This is a genomic window from Pseudomonas sp. 1L-C-7-B-C1 (assembly GCF_057291635.1).
This window is the reverse complement of the sequence record NZ_JBXAWH010000001.1, coordinates 273,960-299,832: the sequence shown is the minus strand read 5'-3', so window position 1 is coordinate 299,832 and position 25,873 is coordinate 273,960. Positions and strand designations below refer to the sequence as shown.

Here is a 25,873-nt window from a genome sequence, read left to right as displayed (position 1 = left end):
GCATGACATTGCTCAATAAAGACGAACAGCAGCGGGTTGCCCACGCCATCGAAACCGTCGAGCGTCAGACCGACGCGGAACTGGTGACGGTGCTGGCAAGCAGTGCAGACGACTACACCTACGTACCGCTGATCTGGGCCGGGGTCATCGCGCTGCTCGTGCCGGGGCTGATCAACCTGCTGACCGGCTGGCTCAACGCTAATCATCTGCTGCTGGTGCAGGTCATCACGTTCATTGTGGTGGCGCTGCTGTGCCGGTTGCCTGGCGTCACTACGCGGCTGGTGCCTGTTCGCGTGCGGCACTGGCGGGCGGGTAATCTCGCCCGTCGGCAGTTTCTCGAACAGAATCTTCATGCCACCACTCATGGCACCGGCGTGCTGATTTTCGTCAGCGAGGCCGAGCGCTACGTCGAAATCATCGTCGACGATGGCATCGCCCGACGCGTCGATAACGAAGTCTGGCGCGCGATGGTCGAGACCTTTACCCGGCAGGTGAAGGATGGCCGGATTCTGGAGGGATTTGTCGGGTGCATCCGTTCGTGCGGCGATGTGCTGAGCGAGCAAGTGCCCGTGACCCAGGCGCGCAACGAGTTGCCGAATCGGTTGGTGGTATTGGAGTAGAGCCTCGCGGCTGCCGATATGATCGTTCCCGCGCTGCGCGTGGGAATGCCTCTTCTGACGCGCCGCGTCATTTAATTGCACCTACTCCTCACGACCCGCCTAAAATAGCGCCTCGCATTTCCGCTCCCGAGGCGCTTTCCGATGTCCGTTACCGCACCCGCCACTGTTCCTGCGCAGGACCACCGCGCTCAGTTCCTGAGTTTGCTGGACACCTGCCTGACGCAAAATTCGCTGATCAAACTGGTGCTGGCCAAGTACGTCGGAAGTGAAGCGGAATTGCAGCGGGTCATCATCAAGCCCGTCACGGTGAAGGATCAGCCTTGCCTGTCCTTCGTCTACCGCTACAAGACCCGCGACATCACCAAGAATCACCCCTTGGCCGAGGCGCAGACGCTGATTGCCAGCCTGCTGCCCGCGTCGTTCAAGAACGCTCATCTGCTGTCGCTCACCGATGAAGTGCAGCTGGAATTCAGCAAGAAGGGCAAAACCACGCTGTTCCGCAACAAGGCCCAGCAAGAACGCGAAGCCCCAACCGCCGAGCATGACCGCGAGAAAAAACGTTATCTGGAACTGAGCCGGCCATTCCTGACCGATTTGGGCGTGACCAACAAGCAGCACGAGCTGATCCCGGCGATGTCGCGCAAGTGGAAGCAGATCAACAAGTTCATCGAAGTGTTTTCCCACGCGCTGGCGACCTCGCCGATCAAGCTGGATAGGCCCGTGACGGTTGCGGATTTCGGCTCGGGCAAGGGCTACCTGACCTTCGCCATCCACGATTACCTGCGCAACACCTTGCAGGCCGAAGGTAACGTCACTGGCGTCGAGCTGCGCGAAGACATGGTCTCGCTGTGCAACAACGCTGCCGCGCGGCTCGAGCATCCGGGGCTGGTGTTCAAGTGCGGTGACGTGCGCTCGGTGGCGCCCAGCGAACTGGACGTGATGATCGCCTTGCACGCCTGCGACATCGCCACAGATTACGCGATTCACACCGGCATCCGCTCGGGCGCCTCGATCATCATGTGCTCGCCGTGCTGCCACAAACAGATCCGCCTGCAGATCCAGAGCCCGACGCTGCTCAAGCCGATGCTGCAATACGGTTTGCACATGGGCCAGCAGGCCGAGATGGTCACCGATGCCTTGCGCGCGCTGCTGCTGGAAGCCTGCGGCTATGAAACCAAGGTTTTCGAATTCATCTCGCTGGAGCACACCAACAAGAACAAGATGATCCTGGCGGTCAAGCGCGCCACCCCGCCGGACTCTGCCGAATTGCTGGCGAAGATTCAGGAGCTGAAAGTGTTCTACGGGATTCAGGAGCAGTGCCTGGAGCGCTTGCTCCAGGCGGATGGCCTGCTCGGTTAAATGCGAGCGGCGGCGACGGGCTTGGGTGCAATCACAGCCGTTTTGCGCCCGATGGCCAGCACGACCACGACACCGGCGGCGAAGATCCAGGTTGTCGGGTCAATGTGCTCGCCGAAAAACAGCGCCGAGAAGGCCATGGTGAAGAACAGCTGCACCAACTGAATCTGGCTGACCCGCGCGATGCCGCCCATGGCCAGCCCGGCGTACCAGGCGAAGAATCCGATAAATTGCGAGAACAGCGACACGTAGCCGAAGGCCCACCAGGTGCCGGGCGAGATCGGGCCCTGGTGCTGCCACGCCAGGTAGCTGACGGGCAGGACCAACACCGGGATTGAAATCACCAACGCCCAGCAGATCACCTGCCAGCCACCCATCTCCCTGGCCAGGCGGCCACCTTCGGCATAACCCAGCCCGCCAATCGCCACCGCGGCGACCATCAGCACATCACCGGCCTGAAGATTGCCCGCGCCGCTGATCAGCGCGTAACCCAGCACCAGAACGCTGCCCATGGCCGCGCAAGCCCAGAAGGCTTTGGACGGGCGCTCGTGGGAAAGCCATGCGGCGTAGATGGCGACCAGCAGCGGTTGCAGGCCATTGACCAGTGCGCCGTGGGAGGCAGGCAGGGTTTTCATGGCCCAGGCCGAGAGCACCGGGAACCCGACGATCACCCCAAGCGCGACCACCATCAAGGCCTTGAACTGAGCCCGGGTCGGCCATTTTTCCCTGCGCCACAGCAGCAACACCGCCGCCGGCACCGCCGCAAACAAGGCGCGGCCCAGCCCGTTGAGCAAGGGATGAATCTCCTGCACCACGATGCGGGTCATGGGCAGCGTCAGACTGAAGATCACCACGCCGATCAGTCCGAGGGCCATGCCGGTGTTTTCACGAGAGGACATAGAGGGTCTTGCCTTGTTCTTGTGGGTGCGAAACGCACGGGTATTCAGCCACAGAACCTGGGTGGCGACCCTTTACAGATGCGCGCTGAATCGTCCGTACACTTCAAAAGCTTCCCGGCTGAAGCCGGTCCTACTAACCGACCGCGACGCTTTTGTGGGACCGGCTTCAGCCGGGAATTATGAACGGGGGGGCAAGGGGGGAAACGCCGTTTTCGAGGATTTTCCGGTGGGTGAATGAATCCCCCTGAATGTTGGTGCAGAAGTTGAATGCAACGTTCCTGCAACAGTTGAAGGTCAAATTGATGCCGTCGAATTCAGCCAGGAGAACCATCGTGTCGGGTATCGGAAAATGGGCGTTGCAGGGTGTCGTGGTATTCCTTTTCGCATGGCTGGCGACGGTGGCCGCTCAATGGTCAGGCAGCGTTGTCCACACCACAAGCAGTGATCGGCTTGCCGCCCTCAGCAGCATGCGCCTGACCACCGAATCGGTCGCCACCAGCGTAAGCAAACACAGTCAGAGTGGGGCAGTGGTGGTGGGGGCGTTGTCGGAAGGTAACGAGTAAAGGGCAGCGGCTGGGAAGATTCGAAGCGGTGAGCGACTGGAGACCGGACCTCGCAGGGTCCGGTTTTTGTTTTTGTCAGCAGAGTTTGTCCTGGGGAAAAAATTTCTCTAGTATCCCGCCATGGCTACCGTACATAACAATCGCAACTGGAAGATCAAAATCTATCCGGACGACCATGCCCCGCCCCATTTCCATGTCCAGACGCCTGACGGGGAGTCACTCGTGCAGATTGACGGTTTAAGGGTCTTAGGTAGGGGCGCTGAGGGGAAGGCGCTGAAAGAAGCGCTGCAGTGGGCCAGGAATCATACCCGGGACTTGTGGCGTATCTGGTATGAGCAGAATCGGAGGACTTGAGACATGACCAGCAAATTACGCATCGTCGCTGCGCAACCTGTCGCGAACAGCCGCTCGTTGATCCTCGACTGGAACAACGGCAAGCGTCATACCGTTGATTTGTCGGCCTACATCGACCAATTTGAAGCGCTGGTGCCGCTGAAGAATGAAACGCTGTTCAGTCAGGTGACTGTGGGTGATTGGGGGTTCGACGTGTCGTGGGGGAATGATATCGAGCTGTCTGCGTCGACGCTTCACCGGCTCGCGCTGGAGCAGGCCGGTGAAGTCATGCCGACGCGGGACTTCAAACAGTGGATGGCAAAGAACAACCTTTCGCTCTCGGCAGCGGCCATCGAGCTGGGCTTTACGCGTCGAACCATTACTGCTTACAGCAGCGGTGCTGCACTTATCCCCAAGCACGTGGCATTGGCCTGTCGGGGTTGGGAATATGAGCACTCGCCGCGCTAACCCTCAGCCCTTCTTCAACTCCAACGCTTCCTTCAATCGCGCCACCGGCACGGCAAGCGCCGGATCGCCCAGCGGGTGGGTGGTGGCGTTGAAGAATGTCAGCTCGATGTTCTGCCCTTCAAACAATTCGCTGTAGCGGCGTTTCTGGTGCTGGATGAACGCGTCACTGCGTGGCAGCACCGAGATGGCGATACGCTCCGGGCGGGCCTGGAGAATGGCGTTGAGGATGTGCCGATCCTGCTTGCCCAGCGAGTGGCCGAAGACGCACAGCGCGCCCTGATGCTGCGCCAGTTGAGCGTGGCAAAACGACAGATAGTCCGAACCGCGGATGATCTTCATCTTGTCGTCACTGCGGCCTTCGCAGACAAACAGCGGCACATCCTCCAGCGAGTTGATCGCGAAACTGCCCAGCAGAGTGCTCTCCGAAGACAGCAACTTGCGCGCCGTGCCATCGAAGTTCTTCACCAGGTGCATGCCGCCATGCAGGTACAAAATGCGCGTGGCGTGGCTGTCGGTGCGGTGCAGGTTGAACACAGCGTCATCGTCGAACAGATCATCGAACGGCTGCGCGCCATGCATCGCTGCCCAGTACGCCAGCAGGTCGTAGTTGGTGGAGTACACCGTCTGATACGGGCTCAGGGCTTCGCTGATCTTGCCAATAGTCGCCGCCTCCATCAGGCGCCACGGAATGTGGGCCGAGCGGATGCCATGAATCAGGGCTTCCTTGATCGCAAAATAGCGGTTGCGTGGCGATGACGAACCGATCGTCAGCGCCGCGTTGACCCGCATCGCGACTTTCAAGCCGCTGAGTACGGGCTCGAAATTCTCCGTTTCCATGGATTTGAACAGCGCCAGCTCGGTGGCGCTCAAGGGTTTGTTGCGCGTGGTCTGCGCCAGCTCGAACAGCGAGTCGTAGGCGAAGTTCTTCCACACGGCAAGACTGGCGCCGTTGCCCAACAGCAATCCCGAGCAGGGATTGGCGGCTTGCAGCGTGTTCCAGTCGGCCAGTTCGGCATCAAAATCCGTGAATTCCATCATCTCGCTTCGCTTTCAGGTGAGCAGGTACTGACCGGACGCCAGAACGGAGGGGACCTATAGAAACCCAGGTCGGCATTGTCAACGCGGCATACCGGCTTCGAACAATTTGAGGAGGGTGCCGCTGGTCTCGGTAACGTCTATAGAGTGAATGACGGGTGTAAGGTTTAATCCGACCACCCATAACACTCTCTTGAATGAGGGGAGATCACCATGCACACCGCGATGCTCAGCAAGACGCACTTCAACGGCTACGATGTGATCAACGTGAACAACGGGCCTTGGCGGGTCTGCACCCACCACGATCGATTAGGCTCGTTCTCCACGCGCGAAGAAGCCATGGCTTATGCAGCCTCCTTGCCGGCCTATCAAGAGCGGACGGCGTTAGCACCTGCCGCCAAAGCGCATTAATGACACGACTCCTCGCCATTTGAGCTCTGGTGTTGCCGGAGCTCAGTCGGCCGGATAGCAACTCGTGAACTGCACTATCCATTTGCGAAGTTTCATGCAGCCTGCACGATTTCGCATTTTCCCTGTTCTTCTAACTGCTTGATTCACCGGGCTTTTCGATATCTGGCTATATCGGCACGGTCGATGCAACTCTCATCACGAACCTGCAGGATCGGCATTTAGATCGATCCGCTTACCGTGATCCAGAGGAAACAACATGAACGCCATCGAACTGTTGAAAGCCGACCATGAACGCGTAAAAGCCATTTTGACCCAACTGAGCGAGTCGACCGAGCGCGGCGTTAAGAAGCGCACGGACTTGCTGGCCAAGCTGGAAATGGAAATCACCATCCACACCAAGATCGAGGAAGAAATTCTCTATCCGGCGTTTAAAGAGGCGGGCGGCAAAGAGCAGGACATCATGTACTACGAAGCCAAGGAAGAGCACCGCACTGTTGACGCCCTGGTGCTGCCGGACCTCAAGCAAACCGACCCTGCCACCCCGGAGTTTTCCGGTCGTGTGAAAGTGGTCAAGGAGCTGTTGGAGCACCACATCGAGGAAGAAGAGGAAGAGATGTTCCCCCAGGCTGAAAAGTTGCTGGGCAAGAAGCAGCTGGAAGAGCTTGGCGCGCAGATGGAAGCGATGAAGGCTGAATACAAGAAGTCCATGTCGTCGCCGAGCATTGCAGCGTAAGCGTTGATGGAATGAACGAGCCCGGAGTTTTCCGGGCTTTTTTGTGGGTGACTGGTTTCTAGTACCTGATGAGAGGTGCGGGGCGTTCACGGGCCTCTTCCCGGCTGAAGCCAGTCCCACATTTGAATTGCGTGCGTTCAGTGGGACTGGCGGCGGACTCCATTGTGGGACCGCTTTAGCCGGGAAAGCGTCAGCCGCCACGCTGCAAAACCAATGGCGAACACACTTGCCTCTTGTCGGCTGAAGCCGGCCCCACAAGGAAACGCTAGCTTTGTATGCCTGTGTATCCAGACCCCTTGCCGATACGTACTGACTGAAAGCTCCCCCTCGTTGACACACCGCAGATACGTGCAGCGCATTCAATGGTTCACAGCGAAATGCGGGGCCAGGCTTCGGCCATTTCGTTCGAGCCCCGACCATAAATGCACACCGAGGAATCACCCCATGAACAGAATCAACGCGTCATTGCTGCTAAGCGTTTTTACGGCGGGCGCCTTGGCGCTGGGTGATGCCGATGCTGCTCAAGCCGCACCGGTCAAAAACATCGTGCTGGTGCACGGGGCCTTTGTGAATGGGTCAGGTTGGAAGCCGGTTTACGAGATCCTGCGCAAGGACGGGTACAACGTCTCGATCGCTGAACACCCACTGACGTCGTTCACCGATGACGTGACGGCGGTGAAGCGCATTGTTGATCAGCAGGATGGCCCGACGATCCTGGTCGGCCACAGTTACGGCGGCGCGATCATCACGGATGTCGGCAATGACGCCCACGTCGTGGGCTTGGTGTACATCGCCGCCCATGCACTGGATCAGGGGGAAACCGAAGCGCAGAACGGCAAGCTCTACCCCAACGCCACCAAGGCGGTGAAGAAAACCGCTGACGGCTTCCTGTCCCTCGACCCTGCGTTATACCCGGCGGACTTCGCGGCTGACCTGCCCAAGGCTCAGGCTGAGTTCGAAGCCATTTCCCAGGAGCCGACCGCAGCATCGGTGTTCACCACCCCCGCTGGCGTGCCCGCGTGGAAAACCAAACCGAGCTGGTACGCAGTGGCCGGCGCAGACCGGATCATCAACCCGGACCTTGAGCGCATGTACGCCAAGCGGGCCAACAGCCACACCATCGAAATCAAAGGCGCCAGTCACTCGGTGTACCAGTCCCGTCCGCAGGAGGTGGCCGCGTTGATCGAACAGGCCGCCGCTCACGCCGCGGATTGACGTATCGCTTTCACAGCTGACCTGTAACCCCTGCAACGTCAAGGTTGCCTGGGGAATCAGGCCACTTCGACAACGCCTGAGCCGGCGATCAGATCCAACGGCATCGGTTGCAATTGCCCCACCATGGGTTTGGCAAACAGATAGCCCTGCATCAGCTCGACACCCAGATCCAACAGGGCGTCGCGCTCTTCGCGGGTTTCGATGCCTTCGGCCACGACCGTGATGCCAAGCCGCTTGGACACCAACACGATCCCTTCAACAATCGCCTGACGTACAGTGTCCCGGTCGATGTCACGGGTGAGCGCCATGTCGATTTTCAGGACCTGTGGCTGAAACATCGCCAGCATGTTCAGGCCGGAATAACCTGATCCGAAGTCATCGATAGCGGTGGTAAAACCTTGCCGCGCGTACTCTTCGAAAATCGACTTGAGATGATTCGGGTCTTCGACGCGCTCGCCTTCTGTGACTTCGAACATGAGCCGATCCACCGGGAAGTCGAACGTCCGGGACGCTTCGAGGGTTGCACGAATGCAGGTTTCCGCCCGGTACACCGCCTTGGGCAGGAAGTTGATACTCAGCTTGCAGTCTGGAATCGCAGGCAGGCCCAACTGGGTAGCGAGCTCAATGGCCCTGACCCGGCACGCCTGATCGAAACGGTATCGGTTGCCGTCGTTGACCTGACCCAGAATGAACGCAGCCGACTCGCCATTGACGCCACGTACCAGCGCCTCATAAGCAAAAGGCGCGCCCGTGATGACGTTGAAAATAGGCTGGAAAGCCATGGTGAAGTCGAATCCCAAACCTTCAAGATTTCGACATTCAGCGCAGCCAATGGATTCGAAGGTTGCCAAGGGGATATGTTGCATGATCGTCACTGCCTTGAGGTTTCGTCGGTCGATGTGTGGATTTCGAGCGACAGGTTTCTCTGTATCGGCAGCTGGCGTGAAATCTGTGGTGCGGATTTGCAGCAGGGGATTAGCGGTAACGAAATCGGTGCCTGAGAGGGGGGAGGTCTGGCCCGGTCTTTGAAATCGAGGGCAAGGACCAAGGTTGATTCAGAGAGGGGGAGGGCGGCTGGAAGGCCCGTAAACACTGGGGGAGATGGAGCGGGTAGAGGGAATCGAACCCTCAACTAAAGCTTGGGAAGCTTTCGTTTTACCACTAAACTATACCCGCTTTTGAATCGACGCCTTTGGCGCGGCTGACTTTGTACCAGATGCTGCGTGTTAATTGAAGCGTTATATGCCGCACCGAGCCAATGCCATCTCGCCCACCCCTGATTCGCTGCCCAATAACGCTTATCAGGGTCTGCAGCAGACCATTCCTTCCCCGTCTTCTGCTCTTGCATCTCCCAGTCCAATCACACCGCAAATGCCTGTTGCAACTGACCCGTTTGGTAATGAACGCGGCGGGGTTCAGGCGTGGGCGTCAGAAACCCGTGCAGCGCCTCTTTCGATGCCAGGCACGCGGCCTTGTTCTCCATGTCCAGAAAGTGCCCGGCATCCTGAAGGGTGCTGAAATGGCAGTCGCGAATGTAGTGGGCGAAGTGCCGGGCGTCGGCAGCCGAGGTGTATTCGTCCCACGCGCCGTTCATGAACAGCACCGGCACATTGATGCGTTTGGCCGCTTTCATCTGCGGATGATTGCTCGCGTCCAGCACATGATCGATGTGGTGGTGCATCTGCGCGTACTCATGCGCATCCAGCGAGCTGACGTGCTTGTGGTTGTAGCGCTTGAACAGCGAGGGCAGGTGTTTGCCCAAGGTGCTATTGAGCAACTCCCCGACGCCATGGCGGTTGTAAGTGCCGAAGTGTTGCCGGCCGCGCTCGAGGTAGTCGCGCAGAGGGTCGCTGATGACGGGGGAGAACGAGCTGATGACTGCCTTTTCGATGCGCTTGGGCCGGTGGGCCAGGGCGACCAGCGCCGCCGCGCCGCCCCATGAGAACGACATCAGGAGTTCGGCGTTGAAATGGTCGATGAGCTCCAGCAGCAGTTGGCCTTCAAGCTCTTTGGTCAGGGGGCGTTCATGGGCATTGTGGGGTTTTGATTTGCCGGCGTAAGGCGGGTCGTACAGCACGACGTTGAATTGCGGATGCAAGTTGCGCACGGTCTGGGCGAAGGAGGTGGTCGTGGCGAGCGAGCCGTTGACCAGAATGATGGTCTTCTCGGCGGCGTCTGCGCGGTAGAGCTCCGTGTAAACCCGGAACTGGCCCTGGATATCCAGCACAGCGATTTCTGGCTTCATCTCCATGTCTCCTGACGAAAAAACGGGGTGCTCAGAGACACGTTGCACGGGTTTCGTGACAGGTAGGCAATGTGACGCAGGTTTCAGATCAACGCGACTTCGCTGGCACTCAGCGCCCTGTATTGTCCAGGTGCCAGCGCGGAGTCGAGCACCAGTGGTCCCATGCTTTCGCGGTGCAGCCGGGTCACCTTGTTGTTGAAGTGGCCGAACATGCGTTTGACCTGGTGGTAGCGCCCTTCGATGATGCTCAACCGGGCGCGATGACTGTCCAGGATCGTCAGCTCGGCGGGCTGTGTCGTCAGGTCTTCAAACGCGAAATAAAACCCTTCAGCAAATTTTTCGACGTAGTTCGCGCCGATGTCGTCTTCGGTCTCGACGCAATAGACCTTCGCCAGCTTGGTGGTTGGCTGCGTCAGACGGCGCGACCAGTGGCCGTCATTGGTAATAAGCATGAGCCCGGACGTGTTGAAATCCAGACGGCCGGCGATGTGAAGATCGGCCTTGTCCGGTTCATCCAGCAGGTCGAGCACGGTGGGGTGCTGCGGATCGACGGTTGCGCTGACGCAACCCGCAGGTTTGTGCAGCATGAAATACCGGGCGGGTTTACCGTGCTGAAGGACTTCTTCATCGAGCCGCACCTGGCTGAATTCGCGGACCTCATGCAGCGGGTTTTTTACCGGCAACCCGTCGACCTGCACGCGGCCTGCGATCAGCGCCAGTCGTACCTCTTTGCGGCTGAAGCGCGGCAGGTTGCTGAGGAAACGGTCAAGACGCATCGCGACGCTTCGCCTCGACGCCTGCGCATTGCGGGCAAAGACATGCCTGTCCACGGACCTCTTCGGGTAGCTCTGCCAATACCGCCGGGTCGATCTCGGCGGTAAAACACCAGCAGGCCTGGTCCACTGTGCGCGGATCAGCCAGGGTGCAGCGGTTACTGGCGCCGCAAACAGGGCAAATGCTGGTGTCGATGATGTGAGTGTCCATGTAGGGCGCAGCCTTTGAGTGTCGCCAATGCTAGCGCGCCGCCTTGTCTCACGCCATGAGCATGTGCTGTGCGCAACGCGCCTACGGGGTGATCGGCGATGGGCCCCTGGGTGCCACAAAAGAGGGAGAGCGCCCCAGCATCGATCCCACGGCAGGACAGCGGCAATGCACCAGCAGGATGTTGTCGTAATGAATACCTTGTCGATGCAGTTCACCGAACAGGTCCTGCAGGGTCGGGTTGGCCATACCGAACCGGTTGCGCACGGTCAGCACATCCATGGGCGTTGCAGGGAGTGGGCTCGGTAACGGAGGTTGGTGACTGTTGCGCACGACCTGGCTGATGTCCCGATAACTCTCGTAGTGCTCGCTCTGAAATTTCGCCAGCGTGTAGTTCTTGATGCGCCCCGGCAACGACGTGCCGGCCATCAGCGTGTCCCGGGCCAGCATGTCGGGAAAAGGCCCGACGCCCGGACCGGGCATAGGCTGCGCCGTGTTCAACGTTGCGTAAGGCCGGACCGACTGGCTGGCGATCCGGTGCAGCATCGGGTCGACCAGCTCGTGACCGTGAGGGGCGTAGGTTCGCAGTTCGGTGCCGTTGGGAATGGCCGTCGTGCGCGTCCACGGCAAGTAGTAGCCGTGGCTGCTCACGACCAGCGTGCGAGCCTGGGTCCGGTCCGATGTCCACAGCAGAAATTTGCGGCCCAGCTTCCACACCTGAACCGCTGAAGTGCCGAATTCGGCGTTGCCCGCAACGCTCCACGTCTTCATCAGGCCAGTCCCATTGAAGAATGGCTTGAGCAGCGTCTTGCGCGGGTGGGTCGCCCTGCGCAACCAGTCGCCAAAACCACGGGCCGGCAGCGCAATCTTCATTCGAGTCAGCCCTCGGCCCAGTGCTGCGGTGGGCGCGGTGAGTTTACCGAACGCCTGCAAAAGACGTGGCGTGGCCGGCGCCATGTGCAACAGCCCCAGGGACAGAATGGCGAACATCGCCTGGCGCCGTTCTGCCTGACGGTCGCCGTGAAGGTTGGCGGCCTGAATCCCCAGCGCGACACTTGCCGCGCTGGCCGTCAGTGCCGCAATCGAGGCCGCCGGCAGCACGAGCGCCATCGGAGCCAGTAACAGTTGCAAGCGATCGAGGTGTTGAATCCACGTGTCGAGGGCCTGCTCGCGGTCGGTCACGATGCTGTCCTCGGCGTCGTACTGGCTGTTAAGACGCAGGCGCTCACAGATGAATCCCATAGGCGAGCCGGACACTTCCTGCTCGCTTAGAAGATGTTGCCGGGCGGCATGGGTGTCCGGGCTGTAGAGCGGCTCGGTCCAGGGACGCAGGATCGAGACCGGTTCGGCCGGCGAGCGGACCCCGGCCCACAGTTCGAGGATATAACTGAGCCTGGCGTGAAAACGGCGCGGCATGTAATTGAGCACGGTCTCGCGCCAAGCAGGGTTGGCGGCTGCAGCAGTCAGATGATCGATGAGCTGCTGACGATCGCTGAATGGCACGAAGGGCGTGGACTGCCCGGCCTGATACAGCACGCCGTCTTCTCGGTCGGGAGTGGTGATCATCAGCAAGCCGACGCAGGGAGGGCAGTCAGCACTAAATGGGAGTCCGTCGCTCACGTAAAAGCCCGCAGCGCTCCAGCGGACGGGAGCTGTCCTCAAAAGCCGCCTCTCGGGCAGATGCCCCCGCTGAGCCTGCTCGACGGCATCGATGACCCGCTGGAAACTGTCCCTGGGAAGTTCGCCACCTTTCAAGGCCAGCAGCGCCTGGCTAACGAACGTCGACCAGAGCGCGCGCTCGACATCTGCGCGTTGCTGTTGCCAGAACCGGTCAAGTTGGCGCTGCATCAGTTCGAGAAAGTCGACGCCCTGAATGTATGCCTCGACGCCAATCGCGCTGATATTCAGCTCCGCCTCGGGCGACCATGTCCCCTTGCCGCCGGGGTCGGCGTAGACGACCCAGCGACCGCCTTCGTCATCGTACCCCTGAGGCTGAAGCGCCCTGAACCGGCTTATCAGTGCCTGAGCCAGAGTGACGGGCGCTTCATCCGGCGTGACGATCACGTTGCCTGCCGCAATCCGCGGATGACCCCAGGGCGTCCTCGATGTGCCGGGCAAGTAGCGGATGAACACCCGCTGCGGGTCCGTGATCAGCGTGTGCGTTTGCTTCAACGGGACCGGCTTGAGCCGGGGGCACATCTGCCTCAGCCACTGGCCCATGAGCCGGTTCGCAACCCCGAGGGGCGTAGGGATTCGCGTCAGCAATGGCTCATGGTGCCGCCAGTAATCAAGGGCGCTGACCAATGCCATCGCTGGCTCGATGGGCATGAGAGCGCAGTGGTCGTCGTCGATAAATGCGGCAGGTGATTCAACCGCATCGATGTCGCTCAGTCGTGCAGCGCAAAAGTGTTGCTGGGCAACGCGCAGTTGGGTGAACACGCCGTCCGAAGGCGCCGCCAGCGTGAGGAGGGTGTGCGTGCCCTCAAGGGAGAGATTCAGCCGATGCCAGGCCGATGCGTTGATCGCCTCCAGCACCTTGTCCGCCTTCCACGGCGCGTCATCGCTAATGTACTCATGGCAAAAGGGCGCGCTGCCCAGCACATGGACATAGCAATGCCCCGTGGTGTTGGAACGTACATGGAAGATACCGGGGATGATCTCGCCGTTCAGCGCCAGCCCGCGCACGACCGAGCGTGCCGGCGGCCCCGCCGACTGCAGGTCCTGGAGACTTAGCGGGAAACGTGTGAGGCCCAGCGCATCCAGCGCCAGTAAATGGCCGTCGCTATCGATCCGCCTGCGTGACTGCAAACGGCTCAGACCGTCCAGAAACGCCAGCCTGGCGAGCATCTCCCACGTGTCGCCGTGTTGCTCCCAGAACTGACGCTGCATCTGCTCATATTCCAATGTCCATCGGGCTTCAATGAGCAGCTCGAAAAACGCCGAGACGGTCAGGGTGGGCGTCGAGGCCGACAGCGGGCGATCAGCCTCGGCGCAGCGTTTAAGGGCGAGAAATCCGAGCGGGTTCAGGGTCTCCCGGCCCAGCTCGCGCAACGTCAGGCGCAGCTCGAACCGTTCCCGACCGTCGGTTTCCACGGCCGGCTCCAGCGCGGTGCTGAAACTGATGTGCAGCTCATCAAGGTCAATGGGTGTGCCAAATCTGGCCTGCAGCGTTTCCTCCAGCCGCTGGTCCAGATGGCGGACGATCGAGGGCGGAAACTCGAGATCCAGTTGCCAGGCTTTCAGTACCCAGACCGACCCGTACAACAATTCGGCAACCGGACTGACGGCCTGGCGCATCAATCTTTTGTGGTTCAGCGTGTGAGGTTCGGCGGGCGCTACGGCGGTGGGCTTCAGGAATTCTGCCGGTCGCATGTCCTCCGCGAACGGCGAAACGCTGAACGCGCTGCCATGGGGCAGGGTGTCATTGGAAATGAGATCAAGGCCGCTCGCGGAATCGGAGCTGCTGCGGTCGTTCATGGAAAATCGCGCCACGTGGAAAGGGGCCCACTATGGCGCGATGACGGGATGCAATGGCGGTAACTATGTATCGCGTATGCCACCGCGTCTGATGCCTGTATGAAAGCTGCAAGCGTTAAGCCGCAAGCTGCAAGGAACATCAAGCGCCAATCAGCCGACGTCCAGCACGGCCACCCGTTGCCCGGCGCGCACCGCCGAGCCGGGTTGCACGCGGACGTCGCTGACCACACCGGCGTGGGGCGCCAGCAGCGGGATCTCCATTTTCATCGACTCCAGAATCACCAGCGTTTCCCCCGCTTCGACGCGCTGACCGACGTTGACCTGCACCTGCCAGAGATTGCCGGCAATGTGGCTGTCGATGCTGGTCTGCCCGTTTTGCAGCGGGGCTTCTTCCGTGGAGTCGGCCACCGCTTCGTCGCTCTCGAACGAGGCCTGACCGTTGGCGATCCAGCGCTCACGCTCGGCGCTGAACGCGCTTTGCTGCTGAGTGCGGAACGCCGCGATGCCCTGCGCTTCATCGGCCAGAAAGGCTTGGTACTCAGTCAGATTGAGCGTGCTGTGCTCGATCTGCAGCGGGTATCGACCGAGGGGGAAATCGCGGCGGATGGTCAGCAACTCGTCGGCACTGACAGGATAGAAACGGATCTGATCGAAAAACCGCAGCAGCCACGGTTTGCCATCGAACGCCGCCACCGCGCGATAGCGGTTCCACATCTGCAACGTGCGGCCCACAAACTGATAACCGCCCGGGCCTTCCATGCCGTAGACGCACATGTACGCGCCGCCGATGCCGACGGAGTTCTCAGCGGTCCAGGTCCGTGCCGGGTTGTATTTGGTGGTGACCAGCCGATGCCGGGGATCCAGCGGTGTGGCGACCGGCGCACCGAGGTAGACGTCGCCCAGCCCCATCACCAGATAGCTGGCGTCGAAGACCGTGCGGTGCACTTCGTCGAGGTTCGGCAGGTCGTTGATGCGTCGGATGAATTCCAGGTTGCTCGGGCACCACGGCGCGTCCTTGCGCACGGTGGTCATGTACTTCTCGATGGCCAGCTGGCAGGCCGGATCGTCCCAGGACAACGGCAGATGAACGATGCGCGACGGCACCTCCAGATTCTTGCTGGCGCAGACGCCGTTCCACTCGCCGGCGACCACTTCGAGCAGCGTGTTCAGCGGCAGTTGTTCGGGCTGGTAATGCACCTGCAGCGAACGAATGCCCGGTGTCAGGTCAATCACGCCGGTGAGCTGCCTGCTTTCCAGTGCCTGCATCAGCGCATGGCCTCGGAAGCGCAGCACCAGGTCCAGTTCCGCCGCGCCGATTTCCAGCAACAGATGGGTGTCGCCTGAAAGACGGGCAACCAGACGTGTGTCGTCCTTGCCGATGTCGAGCACAACCGGTGAAGTCAACGCTAAACCCTGTAGGAGTGAGCTTGCTCGCGAAGACTCTGGTCGAGTCGCTACATATTCATCGGATGTACCGACCTCTTCGCGAGCAAGCTCACTCCTACCCAGATCGGTGTTCAGTTTCAGCGAGCGGGCCGCTTCGACGCTCACCGGATAAAACCGCACCTTGTCCCCGGCCTTGAGCTGCCCCAACTGCCACAGGTCCGCCTCGATGATCGTCACCGGGCAGACAAAACCGCCCAGGCTCGGCCCGTCCGGCCCAAGAATCACCGGCATGTCCCCGGTAAAATCCACCGCGCCGATGGCGTACGGATTGTCGTGAATGTTCGACGGGTGCAGGCCCGCTTCGCCGCCGTCGGCGCGCACCCATTCAGGCTTCGGCCCGATCAGGCGCACGCCCGTGCGGCTGGAGTTGAAATGCACTTCCCAGTCGGTGGCGAAGAAGGTTTCGATATAGCGCTCAGTGAAATATTCCGGCGCGGCGTGGGGGCCGTAGATCACCCGAATGTCTCGCACTGCCGGCAGCTCGACGATTTGCGCTGGCGTCAACTGTTCACCTGCGCGGCGGTCCACCAACGGCGCAACATGCAGCACGTCCCCTGCGCGCAACGCCCGCCCGCCATGCCCGCCAAACTGGCCCAGGGTGAATGTGCTCTTGCTGCCCAGATAATCCGGAACATCCAGCCCGCCCCTCACGCACAGATAACTGCGGGCACCGGCGCCAGCGATGGTGCCGAGGGCCAGCGTCGAGCCTGCTGAAACGAGCAAAGACTGATTCATCGGCTGCACGTCGCCATTCAGCGTTAGCGGAATGACCGCGCCCGTCACGGCAATGACCGCATCGGTGTTGAAGCGCAGGGTCGGCCCGCTCATGGTGATTTCCAGCGCGGCGCACCCTTCAGCGTTACCCACCAGGGCATTGCCCAGGCGCAACGATCGGCTGTCCATCGGACCCGAAGGCGGCACGCCCACCGCCCAATAACCCAGGCGCCCCGGGTAGTCCTGAACGCTGGTCTGGGTGCCGCCGCTCAGCACCTCGAACGTGTCGGCGCGATAGCTCAGCCCCTCAAGGCACCGCGTCCACGGCTGACCGCTGGCGAACGGCGCATCTGCAATGATCTGGCGCAAGTAGTCGCGATTGGTCTCGATGCCGTAAAGCCGGGTTTCGCTCAGGGCCTGGGCCAGACCGTCACTGGCCGACGCCCTGTCCGGCGCCCAACGGATGACCTTGGCGATCATCGGATCGAAAAACGGCGGAATCTCGCACCCGGCCTCGACCCACGTGTCGATGCGCAGGTGTTTGCCGTCGGCGGCAGGAAAGTGCACCGAGGTCAGCAAGCCGGGGCTGGGCTGAAAATCCCGGCCCGGGTCTTCGGCGTACAACCGCGCCTGAATCGCATGGCCGACGGGCTGTAAACCCGCGCGCAATTCAACGAGCGGCGGCAGATCACCGGCCGCGAGCTGAATCATCCAGCTCACCAGGTCCACGCCCCAGACCTGCTCGGTCACGCCGTGCTCGACCTGCAAACGGGTGTTCACTTCCAAAAAGTAGAAGCGCTGATCGTCGCTGTCGAAGACGAACTCCACGGTGCCGGCGCTGCGGTAGTTGACCGCCTTCGCCAGCTTGATCGCCGCGGCGCACAGCTCATCGGCCATGCCGACGGGCAGGTTCGGCGCAGGGGTCTCTTCGAGGACCTTCTGATTGCGACGCTGCACCGAACAGTCGCGCACGCCGAGGGCGATCACCTCACCGCAACCGTCGCCGAACACCTGCACTTCCAGATGGCGGGCGCGCTGGATGTACTTCTCGATGAACACGCCAGCGTCGCTGAAGTTGTTCTGGCCCAGTCGCTTGACGGTCTCGAATGACTCGCTCAGTTCGCTGGCGCTGCGGCACACGCGCATACCGATCCCGCCGCCGCCCGCCGTGCTTTTCAGCATCACCGGGTAGCCGATGGTTTCAGCAGCGCTCAATGCGGCGTCCACGCTGTCCAGCAATTCGGTGCCTTCCAGCATCGGCACGCCGTGCTGTTGGGCGAGCGCGCGAGCGGTGTGCTTGAGGCCGAAGACCCGCAGTTGCTCGGGCGTCGGGCCGACGAAGGCGATGCCGGCGTCTTCACAGGCCTGGGCGAAGGCCGCGTTCTCCGACAGGAAGCCGTAGCCCGGATGAATCGCTTTGGCGCCGTTGGATTGCGCAATGGCGAGAATCTTGTCCACCGCCAGGTACGTGCCGGCGGCGCCACCTTCGCCCAGGCTGTGGGCTTCGTCGGCTTGCAGGATGTGCAGACTGGCAGCGTCCGCTTCGGCGTACACCGCGATGCCGCCGACCTGCAGGTCGCGAAGGGTACGCAGGATGCGGCAGGCAATGGCGCCGCGGTTGGCAATCAGCAGTTTGTCGAACATGGCATAGACCCCGGGGACCGACAGCGATCAATCCCTCACTGGGTAGCGGGCCGTCCCGCTGTGGTACGCGTTGCACGAAGGCCGTCCCTCGCGCCGAAGCCTTGAACCCTTGAAACTGTGGTTAGCGGTCAGTCCCAGACCAGCAGTTCTGCCGGGGTCGGGTTGTAGCCGTTGCACGGGTTGTTCAACTGAGGGCAGTTGGAAGTCAGCACGATCACATCCATCTCGGCGCGCAGTTCGACGTACTTGCCGGCGCCGGAAATGCCGTCCTCGAAGGTCAACCCGCCATCCGCCGTGACCGGGACGTTCATGAAGAAATTGATGTTCGGGCTAATGTCACGCTTGCCCAGCCGGCCGTCATGGATGCAGGCGCGCAGGAAGCTGTCGCGGCAGCTGTGCATGTGCTTTTTTTCCAGCGCATAACGCACGGTGTTGCTCTCCTGAGCGCAGGCGCCGCCGAGGGTGTCGTGGCGGCCGCAGGTGTCTTCGACGATGGTCAGCATCGGCTTGCCCAGGTTCGAATAAAGGACGCTGCCCTTGCTCAGGTAAACGTTGTTCTGGCGGCGCAGCGTGCGTTGCACGTCATAGCGTTCGCGAGGGTTGGCGAGGCTGTAGAACAGCGTGTCGACCGCCTGATTGCCCTCGAGGTCAAGCAGGCGCAGGGTTTGCCCGGCTTTGAGTTCGGTCAGCGATGGCTCGCCAGCCGGGATGTGGGTGATGGAAACGGGGGCGTTCGTGTGGCGATGAGTGTGTGCGGTGCTCATGGCAAGCCTCCTCAGGCGAACAGGCGATCGGTGTTGATGAAGCCGCGCACGTTTTCTTCGCGGGACGTGCGGCAGTGCTCGGCGACGCTGGGGTCAGCCTTCATCCAGCTCAGCTTGACCGGCTGCGGTGCGTACTCGGGGTTGGGGTCCATCGGGTGTTGCAGTGCCGTCATCACGATCAGGGTGTCCATCGGTGCATACAGCTCGATGCTGTCGCCCGCTTTCGAGTTGCCCGGTACGAAGGTCAGCGCGCCGTGATCGTCGACGTTGACCCGGCTGAACAGGTTCAGCGTCATCAGCAGGTCGGACAGGCCCAAGCCCCACTTGCCCATCTCCACCAGCAAGTTGTCGGCGCCGTTGCGGAAGAAGCCGTTGCGCAGTTCCTGATAGCGGCCCTGGCCGTATTTCTCGCTGACCTCTTCGGCGCAGAGCACGCCGCCGATGCTGTCGCTCCAGCCGCAGGTGTCGGCGGTGATCGCCGCCAGCACGCGGCCCATGTCCGAATAAAGACAATGGCCCGCCGTGAGCTTTGCGGTGTGCTGGCACTTGAGGCTGTCGGGCAGGTTGAGACGCTCGGTTTTTTCATGGGCGTTGAACATCGTCAGGCTGACGTTGGCGTTGCCATTCAGGTCGGTCAGGCGCAGCAGTTCGCCGCGCTTGAGCACGAACGACAGGTGGCCACCGCCGGGCAGCAGTTCTTCGGCGAACACGGGAAACAGCGTGGTTGATTCATTCATGGGCAATGTCCTTCAAGCCGTTTTCAGCGAATCGAGCGCCACGCGGGCGGCGCGACGATCGCTGTTCAGGGGAATGTCGTAAGTGATGCGCGCGCCATAGGCGCCGGGGGCGTGGGGGTCGATGCGGACCTTGTCGAACACCAGCAGCCGGGTGCCGAGGTTGAAGCCTTCGGACAGGTCATGGGTGACCATGAACACCGTCAGTTTTGTCTCGCGCCACAGCTCCAGCAGCAGCGCGTGCATGTCCTTGCGGATGCCGGGATCGAGCGCGCCGAACGGCTCGTCGAGCAGCAGAACCCGGGGCTTCATGATCAGCGCCTGGGCGATGGCCAGACGCTGTTGCATGCCGCCCGACAGTTGCGTCGGGTACTTGTCCAGCGCGTGATCAAGGCCGACCTTGTGCAACAGCGCCGCCGCCTGGTCGCGGGCATCACGCTTGGCGGCGCCGAACAGCCGCCCGAGCAACGCCGAGCGCGGCAATTCAAGGCCCAGGGCAACGTTGTCCAGCACCGACAAGTGCGGGAACACCGAATAGCGCTGGAACACTACGCCGCGGGTCGAATCCGGTTCCTTCGCCAGCGCCTGGCCGTCCAGCAGAATCGTGCCTTTGCTGGCGACTTCCTGGCCCAGCAGCAGGCGCAGGAACGTCGATTTGCCGCAGCCCGACGCGCCCACCAGCGTGCAGAACTCGCCTTCGGCAATACTCAGGTTCAGGCCTTCGAGCACCACCTGATCGCCATATTGCTGCCAGACGTTTTTGACCGAAATAAAGCTCATGGGCGCGCCCCCTCGTACCACGGGAACGCCTTGCGGGTGAGGGCTTTCAGGCCCCAGTCCATCAGCCAGGCGAGGAGGGTGATCCACACCACGTAGGGCAGAATCATGTCCATCGCCAGATAGCGCCGCACCAGAAAGATCCGGTAACCCAACCCGTCGGTGGAAGCGATGGCTTCGGCCGCGATCAGAAACAGCCACGCCGACCCCAGCACCAGCCGCAGCGAGATCAACAGGCGCGGCAGCAATTGCGGCAGCACCACCCGCAGGATCAGCGTCCAGGTCGAGGCGCCCAGGGTTTGCGCCTTGATCAGCAGCTCGACCGGTATCTCCCGGGCGCGCTGCTCCAGGTCCCGCGCAAGCACCGGCGTGATGCCGATGACGATGAGCATCACCTTCGACAGCTCGCCCAGACCAAAGACGATGAACAGGATCGGCAGAATCGCCAGCGGCGGCACCATCGACAGCACCGTCAGCAACGGCGACAACGGCGCGCTGAACAGCGGCAGCACCCCCGAGGCGATGCCCAGGCACAACCCGACCACGGCGCTGATCGCCAGCCCGATTGCCAGTCGCTTGAGACTGGCCCCGGTGTCCTGCCAGAGGATGTATTCGCCGGTGCGTTGATCGGGCACGAACGCCACCCGTTTGATCGCATCGGTCATCTGCACGGCGCTGGGCAGCAGCTTGTCGTTGGGATTTTCCGTCAGCCGTGTCGCCGAGCCCGTGAAATAGGCGAACAGCAACAGGGCGAACGGCAAGAGCACCAGGATCAGGCGACTGGCGCGATCCGGGCGGCGGTTTATCAAGCGCATGGCAAAGACCTTTGGTTTTTACAGCGTGCCGTCGGCAGCCATCTGCACGTAGCTCGTGTCGAAGTGCAGCTTGAGGTTGGCCTTGTCGCCTTCGGTGACGCTGTTGGCGAAGGTCATGCCGACGGCGCTGGCGTCTTTGGCACCTTCGCCGAGCAGGCCGTGGTCGAAGGAGAAATCGGCGACCTTGCGCATGGTGGCCGGCAGTTGCTTGCTGGTGGCAAACTCCAGCGCCTCTTTAGGGGTGGCGAACAGCTTGGTGGTATCCAGTTGCGCCTGGAAGCCGGCCAGATCCGTGCCCGACGCCTGGGCCATGTGCTCCAGCGCGGCTTTGGATTCGGCGGATTTGGCGTTCATCAGCGCCACCACTTCAAACCACGCGCCGGTCAGGGCTTTCCCCAAGGCCGGGTTGTCCTTCAGGGTTTGGGTGTTGACCACCATCATGTCCATGATCTCGCCGGGGATCTTGCTGGAGTCGAACACTTCGGTGACGCCGGGCTTGGCCTTGATCTCCGAGAGCATCGGGTTCCAGGTGGTGACGGCCTTGACCTCGCTGGTGTTGAAAGCGGCGGCGATGTCAGCGTCGGAGGTGTTGACGACTTTCAGGTCTTTCTCGGTCAGGTCCACCGAGTCCAGGGCGCGGGCGAGGAGGTAGTGGGACACCGACAGTTCGACCAGATTGACGTCCATGCCCTTGAGGTCGGTGACTTTCTTGCCGTCGCCCTTGAGGACGATGCCGTCGTTGCCGTTGGAGAAATCGCTGACCACCAGCGCGGTGCTTTCAACGCCGCCGGCGGCAGGAATGGTGAGGGCGTCCATGTTGGTCATGGTGCAACCGTCGAACTGGCCGGCGGTGTACTGGTTGATCGATTCGACGTAGTCGTTGAGCTGGGTGACTTTGATGTGGATGCCGTACTTCTTGGCCCACTTGTCGACGATGCCTTGAGTCCCTGCGTATTCCCATGGCATCCAGCCGGCATAAATGGTCCAGCAGACGTCGAAATCTTTCTTCGGGGCGGCGGTGGCCGAGAGGCTCATTGCGGCGAAGACGCCGGCGGTGAGCAGGCTGAACAGACGGGACTTTTGCATTGGGGGTGTCTCCAGTAGCGAAAAGGGACGGTCAGGAGCACGGCGACACCACTGGTGTCCTGTCTCCCGGGCTTTTATCCCGCCGTGTAACCTCTACTGGAGGTCGCCAACTCTCGGACCAGCCACTCGCTTGACGCGAGCCGGAACCCTAGTCGGCTATTGCAAATTGTGGTGCCGCGAACCTGAGGTGACTCCTGCACAAGCTCCCTCAAGCGAGAGTTGTGCCAAGTTGCGCAAACCCTTGTGGCGCCTGAGCCGCGCGGGCACAGGTCGTTTGACGAAGGACAAGACGTGCACTGATGCAGGGCGCCGTCTGGCGGCTGGGGACCGCGGTGGGGCACTCGCTCATGATTCAAGAGTCTGAGTTAGCGTTCTCGGCAGTTTCGGGAACGCCGACCAGCGCCGCTGGATCGAGCTCTACCGCGGTCCGGGAGGCCGCCATGTATCGACGATTGCTTACCGCTTTGATGACGTTGTCCCTGGCAGGTTGTTATGGAGGTTATTACGAATCAGAAAGCTACACGCAGCCGATCTATAGCAGTGGCTACAGCAGTGGTTACGTGTACGAAAGTTACCGTCCGGTCGCTCCGGTGTATTCCGCAGGGGCGGTGTATTACTCCTCGCCGCGTTATTACTCGGCGCCTCGCTACTACTCGCCCCCTCCACGTTATTACGCTCCGCCACCCCGTTATTACGGGCCTGGCTACGGACGCCCCGGTTATGGACGCCCTGATTACGGCGGTCGCCCGGGTTATGGTGGCGGCAACTGGAATGGTGGCGGCGGCGGGTACCACGGCGGGGGTGGCTACAACGGCGGCGGGTATCACGGCGGCGGCAACGGCTATCGACCTCCGCCTCCAGGTCTGCGACCCGGAGGCGGAAATGGCCCTGGCCCCGGGGGTGGTGGCTGGCATGGCAATCCCGGCGGTGGCGGTGGCGGTGGCGGCGGACCACGTCCCGGCTTTGGCCCCGGCGGAGGTGGCCACCGGGGAGATGGCGGTTTCGGTCGTGGGGGTCACGGCGGACCGGGCGGCGGCAACCGCTGAGTTACAAAACGGCGCTCCGAGGAGCGCCGTTTTTTTATGGGAAGAATCTCACGGTTGAGGTGTATCACCTGACGCCTTCCCGGCTAAAGCCGGTCCCACAAGGGGTAAGCATCTCCAATAGTGGGACCGGCTTTAGCCGGGAAGTGGCCCGTCCATTCACCCTCATGTGTGCGGTGTACCCTCCGACGCCTTCCCGGCTAAAGCCAGTCCTACAAGGGGTACGCGTTTCAAATGTGGGACCGGCTTCAGCCGGGAAGAGGACAGCGCAGGCACCATCAGTTTTGCAGTGTGACGTACGATGCCTTCCCGGCTGAAGCCGGTCCCACTAAATGCGTGCGTTTCGTCAGTAACATGAACGAACGCCCAATCTCAATACTCCGACAAATCCGCCAGCGGGTGCCGTCCTTCCCAGGCCTTCTCGAAGTGCGCGTCCACCACCGCCAGCGGAATGGTGGCAATGTCCTGCCAATGCCAGTGAGGCTTTTGGTCCTTATCGATCAGCCGAGCGCGAACACCCTCGGCGAACTCGGGATGTCGGCAGCAATTGAGCGCCATGGTGTATTCCATCTGGAACACCTCGGCCAGCGACAGATGTCGCGCTCGCTCAATCTGCTCCCACACCAGATGCGCGGTCATCGGGCATCCCTCGGTCAGGGTTTTCCCCGCCTTTGCCACTAACAGGTCATCGCCATTCAGGTGATGTTTCAACGCACTCCAGGCACTCGGTGCGTCGGCCACGTCAAGCAACTCATCAAGGCTCTCGCGCCGAGGCAGCCATTGCGCGGCGGGCATCTGATCCACCGCCTCCAGTTGCAGCGCCCGGAACAGGCTGGTCAGTTGCACCTTCGTCTGTTCCTGCCAGTTGAGTTGCAGCAGCCGATCAATCATTTCCTCCTGCTGATCGTCCAGCAGAAAGCGATCGGCGAGCCCGAGATCCAGCGCGTCACGGCCGTTGATGTGCGCGCCGGTCAATCCGAGAAACAGCCCCAATTTGCCCGGCAGTCGCGACAGGAACCAGCTGGCGCCGACGTCAGGAAACAGGCCGATGCTGATCTCCGGCATCGCCAGACGGCTGCTTGGCGTGACGACGCGGATGTTCGCCCCCTGCAGAAGGCCCATGCCGCCGCCCAGCACATAGCCGTGGCCCCAGCAGATCAGCGGTTTGGGATAGGTGTGCAGCGTGTAATCCAGTCGATATTCCGCGGCGAAAAACTGCGCAGCCAGGGGCGGGACCGTGCCCGGCTGACCGCGCCCGGCCTCGACCAGCGCTCGCACGTCGCCACCGGCACAGAAGGCTTTTTCACCATTGCCGCGCAGCAATACGCAGACGATTTGCGGGTCGCTGGCCCATTCATTCAAGCGGTCCTGCAACGCGAGAATCATCGGCAGCGACAGGGCATTGAGGGATTTTTCCGCATCCAGCGTGGCGATGCCCAGGCGGGCGCCGTCCGTTGCGGTGAGCTCTTCAAATTGCAGATTCATCGTGACCTCTTGTCAGTGGTACGGGGATCTATCGAGAGTTGTGAGTCCCCTCGACGCCCGGAAGTTGCAAACCGGCGGCTGTGAACGAGTGTAGGAACATCCGACGGCGCCGCGCTGGAAATAATCAGCCACAGTCCCTAAAGTTGCGCATTGTTTCTGCCGGATCACACCATGACAAACGACGACCGTATCAAACTGGAGGCCAGCTGGAAGCAGGCCCTGCGCGACGAGTTCGAGAAGCCTTACATGGGCGAGCTGCGCGACTTTCTGCGTCAGGAGCATGCGGCGGGCAAGGAAATCTACCCGCCGGGGCCGCTGATCTTCAATGCGCTGAACTCGACGCCGCTGGATAACGTGAAAGTGGTCATCCTCGGTCAGGATCCTTATCACGGCCCCAATCAGGCCCACGGCCTCTGCTTCTCGGTGCAACCAGGCGTGCCGGCGCCGCCTTCGCTGGTCAACATCTACAAAGAACTCAAGCGTGACCTGAATATCGACATCCCCAATCACGGCTATCTGCAATCCTGGGCCGATCAGGGAGTTTTGATGCTCAACACTACGCTCACTGTCGAGCGCGCCAACGCCGCTTCCCATGCCGGCAAAGGCTGGCAGCACTTCACCGACAAGATCATCGAAACCGTCAGCGCCCATCAGCCGCACCTGGTGTTCCTGCTGTGGGGGGCTCATGCGCAGAGCAAGAAAAAACTGATCGATGCCTCCAAGCACCTGATCCTGACCGCCGTGCACCCGTCGCCGCTGTCGGCCTACAAAGGGTTTCTCGGCTGCGGGCATTTTGGTCTGGCAAACAAGTTTCTGGAGCAGAACGGCCTGGCGCCTATCGAGTGGCGATTGCCGCCTGTTGCCTAGCGCGGGATTACGCCAGGAGGGACGCGGACCCTGTGGGAGTGGAGCTTGCTCACGAAGACGGAGTTTCAACCGCTGAAAATTTGGAGGATGTACTGACTTCTTCGCGAGCAAGCTCGCTCCCACAATTTGTATGTCGGCAGATACTTATGCGGTAGTGCCATG

The 25,873-nt window shown here is 61.3% G+C and carries 24 protein-coding genes, 1 tRNA gene and 1 riboswitch; of the genes, 10 read left to right on the top strand and 15 right to left on the bottom strand.

Annotated features, from left to right (window positions below; genetic code table 11):
• Positions 1-2: 2 nt before the first annotated feature.
• Positions 3-620, top strand: coding sequence for a TPM domain-containing protein (locus AC0Z8Z_RS01360; RefSeq protein ID WP_485617512.1), 618 nt, complete (start codon positions 3-5; stop codon positions 618-620).
• Positions 621-761: 141 nt separating this feature from the next.
• Positions 762-1,979, top strand: a complete 1,218-nt coding sequence (locus tag AC0Z8Z_RS01355; RefSeq protein ID WP_485617511.1) for a class I SAM-dependent methyltransferase — start codon at positions 762-764, stop codon at positions 1,977-1,979.
• Here AC0Z8Z_RS01355 and AC0Z8Z_RS01350 read toward each other — a convergent pair.
• On the bottom strand, positions 1,976-2,875 hold the full coding sequence (locus AC0Z8Z_RS01350) for a DMT family transporter (protein ID WP_485617510.1): 900 nt from the start codon (positions 2,873-2,875) through the stop codon (positions 1,976-1,978). The genes AC0Z8Z_RS01355 and AC0Z8Z_RS01350 overlap by 4 nt on opposite strands.
• A gap of 248 nt (positions 2,876-3,123) precedes the next feature.
• On the opposite strand from AC0Z8Z_RS01350, the gene AC0Z8Z_RS01345 reads away from it, so the two are divergent.
• The 3 genes from AC0Z8Z_RS01345 (at position 3,124) to AC0Z8Z_RS01335 (ending at position 4,239) form a co-directional block, all read left to right on the top strand.
• Positions 3,124-3,438 carry a hypothetical protein gene (locus AC0Z8Z_RS01345; protein WP_485617509.1) on the top strand — a complete coding sequence of 105 codons (315 nt, stop codon included), beginning with the start codon at positions 3,124-3,126 and terminating at the stop codon, positions 3,436-3,438.
• A gap of 120 nt (positions 3,439-3,558) precedes the next feature.
• Positions 3,559-3,792 (top strand): DUF4160 domain-containing protein, encoded by a 234-nt coding sequence (locus AC0Z8Z_RS01340; RefSeq protein WP_192171666.1) that lies wholly within the window; start codon positions 3,559-3,561, stop codon positions 3,790-3,792.
• A 3-nt stretch (positions 3,793-3,795) separates the two neighbouring features.
• The gene (locus tag AC0Z8Z_RS01335) at positions 3,796-4,239 is read left to right on the top strand and encodes a DUF2442 domain-containing protein (protein ID WP_485617507.1); all 444 of its coding nucleotides are present in this window, start codon (positions 3,796-3,798) and stop codon (positions 4,237-4,239) included.
• Between the two features lie 3 nt (positions 4,240-4,242).
• Here AC0Z8Z_RS01335 and AC0Z8Z_RS01330 read toward each other — a convergent pair whose 3' ends face one another.
• Positions 4,243-5,277, bottom strand: a complete 1,035-nt coding sequence (locus tag AC0Z8Z_RS01330) for a DUF4917 family protein (protein WP_485617506.1) — start codon at positions 5,275-5,277, stop codon at positions 4,243-4,245.
• A gap of 210 nt (positions 5,278-5,487) precedes the next feature.
• Between AC0Z8Z_RS01330 and AC0Z8Z_RS01325 the strand changes: the two genes are divergently transcribed.
• From AC0Z8Z_RS01325 to AC0Z8Z_RS01315, 3 genes are all read left to right on the top strand, one after another.
• Positions 5,488-5,685 carry an SPOR domain-containing protein gene (locus tag AC0Z8Z_RS01325; protein WP_205486883.1) on the top strand — a complete coding sequence of 66 codons (198 nt, stop codon included), beginning with the start codon at positions 5,488-5,490 and terminating at the stop codon, positions 5,683-5,685.
• Positions 5,686-5,941: 256 nt separating this feature from the next.
• Positions 5,942-6,418 carry a PA2171 family ribosome-binding persister protein gene (locus tag AC0Z8Z_RS01320; protein WP_122536032.1) on the top strand — a complete coding sequence of 159 codons (477 nt, stop codon included), beginning with the start codon at positions 5,942-5,944 and terminating at the stop codon, positions 6,416-6,418.
• Positions 6,419-6,862: 444 nt separating this feature from the next.
• Complete coding sequence (locus AC0Z8Z_RS01315) at positions 6,863-7,633, top strand: alpha/beta hydrolase (RefSeq protein WP_485617504.1); 771 nt, start codon at positions 6,863-6,865, stop codon at positions 7,631-7,633.
• A 56-nt stretch (positions 7,634-7,689) separates the two neighbouring features.
• On the opposite strand, the gene AC0Z8Z_RS01310 is transcribed toward AC0Z8Z_RS01315, so the two are convergent.
• The 12 genes from AC0Z8Z_RS01310 to AC0Z8Z_RS01255 all read right to left on the bottom strand — a co-directional run bounded on the left by AC0Z8Z_RS01310 (position 7,690) and on the right by AC0Z8Z_RS01255 (position 22,316).
• Positions 7,690-8,499 carry an EAL domain-containing protein gene (locus AC0Z8Z_RS01310; RefSeq protein ID WP_485617502.1) on the bottom strand — a complete coding sequence of 270 codons (810 nt, stop codon included), beginning with the start codon at positions 8,497-8,499 and terminating at the stop codon, positions 7,690-7,692.
• Between the two features lie 236 nt (positions 8,500-8,735).
• A tRNA-Gly gene (locus AC0Z8Z_RS01305) sits at positions 8,736-8,809 on the bottom strand.
• 184 nt (positions 8,810-8,993) lie between these two features.
• Complete coding sequence (locus AC0Z8Z_RS01300; protein ID WP_485617501.1) at positions 8,994-9,878, bottom strand: alpha/beta fold hydrolase; 885 nt, start codon at positions 9,876-9,878, stop codon at positions 8,994-8,996.
• Positions 9,879-9,961: 83 nt separating this feature from the next.
• Entirely contained in the window at positions 9,962-10,654 is a 693-nt protein-coding gene (locus AC0Z8Z_RS01295; protein ID WP_485617500.1) for a pseudouridine synthase, read from the bottom strand.
• On the bottom strand, positions 10,644-10,862 hold the full coding sequence (locus AC0Z8Z_RS01290; RefSeq protein ID WP_485617498.1) for a cysteine-rich CWC family protein: 219 nt from the start codon (positions 10,860-10,862) through the stop codon (positions 10,644-10,646). The genes AC0Z8Z_RS01295 and AC0Z8Z_RS01290 overlap by 11 nt, the downstream gene beginning before the upstream one ends.
• 81 nt (positions 10,863-10,943) lie before the next feature.
• Positions 10,944-14,336 (bottom strand): dermonecrotic toxin domain-containing protein, encoded by a 3,393-nt coding sequence (locus AC0Z8Z_RS01285; RefSeq protein WP_485617497.1) that lies wholly within the window; start codon positions 14,334-14,336, stop codon positions 10,944-10,946.
• A gap of 150 nt (positions 14,337-14,486) precedes the next feature.
• Positions 14,487-18,140 carry an urea carboxylase gene (uca, locus tag AC0Z8Z_RS01280; protein ID WP_485617495.1) on the bottom strand — a complete coding sequence of 1,218 codons (3,654 nt, stop codon included), beginning with the start codon at positions 18,138-18,140 and terminating at the stop codon, positions 14,487-14,489.
• Positions 18,141-18,268: 128 nt separating this feature from the next.
• On the bottom strand, positions 18,269-18,904 hold the full coding sequence (locus tag AC0Z8Z_RS01275) for an urea amidolyase associated protein UAAP2 (protein WP_485617494.1): 636 nt from the start codon (positions 18,902-18,904) through the stop codon (positions 18,269-18,271).
• A gap of 11 nt (positions 18,905-18,915) precedes the next feature.
• Positions 18,916-19,641 carry an urea amidolyase associated protein UAAP1 gene (locus AC0Z8Z_RS01270; RefSeq protein WP_485617492.1) on the bottom strand — a complete coding sequence of 242 codons (726 nt, stop codon included), beginning with the start codon at positions 19,639-19,641 and terminating at the stop codon, positions 18,916-18,918.
• A gap of 12 nt (positions 19,642-19,653) precedes the next feature.
• On the bottom strand, positions 19,654-20,418 hold the full coding sequence (locus AC0Z8Z_RS01265; protein ID WP_485617491.1) for an ABC transporter ATP-binding protein: 765 nt from the start codon (positions 20,416-20,418) through the stop codon (positions 19,654-19,656).
• On the bottom strand, positions 20,415-21,230 hold the full coding sequence (locus tag AC0Z8Z_RS01260; protein WP_172609483.1) for an ABC transporter permease: 816 nt from the start codon (positions 21,228-21,230) through the stop codon (positions 20,415-20,417). Before AC0Z8Z_RS01260 ends, AC0Z8Z_RS01265 begins: the two co-directional genes overlap by 4 nt.
• 18 nt (positions 21,231-21,248) lie before the next feature.
• Positions 21,249-22,316 carry a putative urea ABC transporter substrate-binding protein gene (locus AC0Z8Z_RS01255; RefSeq protein ID WP_485617490.1) on the bottom strand — a complete coding sequence of 356 codons (1,068 nt, stop codon included), beginning with the start codon at positions 22,314-22,316 and terminating at the stop codon, positions 21,249-21,251.
• A 61-nt stretch (positions 22,317-22,377) separates the two neighbouring features.
• A riboswitch (guanidine-I (ykkC/yxkD leader) is annotated at positions 22,378-22,479 on the bottom strand.
• Positions 22,480-22,756: 277 nt separating this feature from the next.
• On the opposite strand from AC0Z8Z_RS01255, the gene AC0Z8Z_RS01250 reads away from it, so the two are divergent.
• Positions 22,757-23,362 (top strand): hypothetical protein, encoded by a 606-nt coding sequence (locus tag AC0Z8Z_RS01250; protein ID WP_485617489.1) that lies wholly within the window; start codon positions 22,757-22,759, stop codon positions 23,360-23,362.
• Positions 23,363-23,731: 369 nt separating this feature from the next.
• Here the strand turns inward: AC0Z8Z_RS01250 and AC0Z8Z_RS01245 are convergent, their stop codons facing one another.
• Positions 23,732-24,844, bottom strand: coding sequence for an enoyl-CoA hydratase/isomerase family protein (locus AC0Z8Z_RS01245; protein WP_485617487.1), 1,113 nt, complete (start codon positions 24,842-24,844; stop codon positions 23,732-23,734).
• A gap of 171 nt (positions 24,845-25,015) precedes the next feature.
• Between AC0Z8Z_RS01245 and ung the strand changes: the two genes are divergently transcribed.
• The gene (gene ung / locus AC0Z8Z_RS01240; RefSeq protein WP_485617485.1) at positions 25,016-25,711 is read left to right on the top strand and encodes a uracil-DNA glycosylase; all 696 of its coding nucleotides are present in this window, start codon (positions 25,016-25,018) and stop codon (positions 25,709-25,711) included.
• The last annotated feature ends 162 nt before the right edge of the window (positions 25,712-25,873 follow it).